General features: G+C 64.5%; 2 protein-coding genes. Both read right to left on the reverse strand.

Translation table 11 applies throughout. The features are described 5' to 3' along the window. Positions 1–995, reverse strand: a 995-nt coding sequence (locus HF921_RS11495; protein WP_215893848.1) for a sugar transferase, incomplete at its 3' end; no start/stop codon positions are given. Next, positions 992–1,728, reverse strand: a 737-nt coding sequence (locus HF921_RS11500) for a glycosyltransferase (protein ID WP_226834546.1), incomplete at its 5' end; no start/stop codon positions are given. The genes HF921_RS11495 and HF921_RS11500, both read right to left, overlap by 4 nt.

Here is a 1,728-nt window from a genome sequence, read left to right on the forward strand (position 1 = left end):
CCGCCCCGCCCCACCCGTTCCTGCACAAAAAACACCGGCCCACCATCGTTCCGGCGAATCCGCCACGCCAGAAAGAGCAGCAGGGGCGACAGGAACAGCACCAGGATGCTGGCCGCCACCAGATCAAAGGCCCGTTTGATGATCCGCGGCCCGGGGCGGGCGAGGTTGTCCCGCGAGCGCAGCATGAAAATCTCATGGCTGAAAAAGTGCAAAGTTTCCAGCCCGAAGATGGGCAGGCCCCGCAAAGGGGGCGCGATGGTCAGGTCGGGATAGCGCATGCCGAGATTCCACACCAGGTTTTCCATGGTCTGCCACTGATCCATTTCCAGCGCCAGCACCACGTGGGGGTTGCCCAGCTCCGCCATGGTCTGCAGTGGGTCCGCCCCCAGCGGAACGCGGGGCACATCCGCAGGAATGGCGCAGTGTACGGCCTCCAATTCCGAGGGCACCAACACCGCCTGCAACCGGTAGCCGAGGAGTGGCTCGCTGGCAAAGGCCCGCGCCGCCTCTGCGGCATTAGCGCCGCAACCCAGCAGCACATAAGGGCGCTGCCAGCCGCGGCGACGGGAGATGAGCCGGTGCATGGCCATCCGCAACAGGGGCAGCAGGATCAGCGCCAGCACCCAGGTGCTGAACAGCCACAGCCGCGACAAGGGCAGTCTGCCGGAAAAGGCGAAAGCCGCATTGAGGACAGCCAGGACGGAGATTACCTGGATGACCTCCCCCAGTTCGTCCCAAAAAGCCTTCTGGCGCGCGTAATGCCCCCGGTAATAAAACCAGAGCAAGGCGGTGCAGCTCATGAGCGGGAAGAGGAGCAAGTTGGCGGAATACGCCTCCCCCCACCAATGCAACAGGACCCAAACCACATCCTGTCCGTAATACAGGGCATGGGCGATACGGCCGAAATAAAAAGCGGCCGCCAGCGCCAGGGCATCGCCGCCGAAAAGCAGCAGGGAGGGCCAGGAAAACCTTGAGTTGCCGTGCTTCTTTGTCATTTTTTCTGCTGGCCGAACGCTTGCCGGGCCGCAACGTGGCTACTGGCCGTGTCGTCCGGTTCTGCCCGCTCCACGAAGGCCGTGAACTCCGCGCGGAAACGCTCCGGGGCGAAGCGCAGGGCGTTTTCGCGGCAGACTTGCGGGGTGATGGCCGCGCCCGCCCCCTCGAAGCGCTCCACGGCGGCGATGATGGCGGCGACAGATTGTTCGTAAAAGAATACGCCGGTGGGCGCGGGGGACGACGCCGCACTCTCCGCCTCCGGCAGGGGAATGATGGTCTCCAGCGCCCCACCCTTGCCAAAGGCGATGACGGGTGTGCCGCAGGCCTGGGCCTCCAGGGGGGCGATGCCGAAGTCTTCCTCCGCCGCGAACACGAAGGCCCGCGCCCGTTGCAGGTGGTCGCGCAGGACCTCCGCGCCCGCAAAGCCCAGCAATTGCACATTCGGCCCCGCCTTGGCTTGGACCTTGGCGAAATCCGGCCCATCCCCGATCACCACCAGACGCTTGTCCGGCATGGCGCTGAAGGCCTCGACGATCAGATCCACTTTCTTATAAGGGACCATGCGCGAGGCGGTGACGTAGAAATCCTCTTTGTCCGCGCGCAGGGGGAAATCCGCCACATCCACCGGCGGATAGATGACGGTGGAATCTCGCCCATACACCTTGCGGATGCGCCGGGCGATATGGCGGGAAATGGCGATGAATGCGTCCACGCCGTTGCCCGTGCGGGTAT

The sequence above is a fragment of the Acidithiobacillus ferriphilus genome, assembly GCF_018854775.1.
Classification (GTDB): domain Bacteria; phylum Pseudomonadota; class Gammaproteobacteria; order Acidithiobacillales; family Acidithiobacillaceae; genus Acidithiobacillus; species Acidithiobacillus ferriphilus.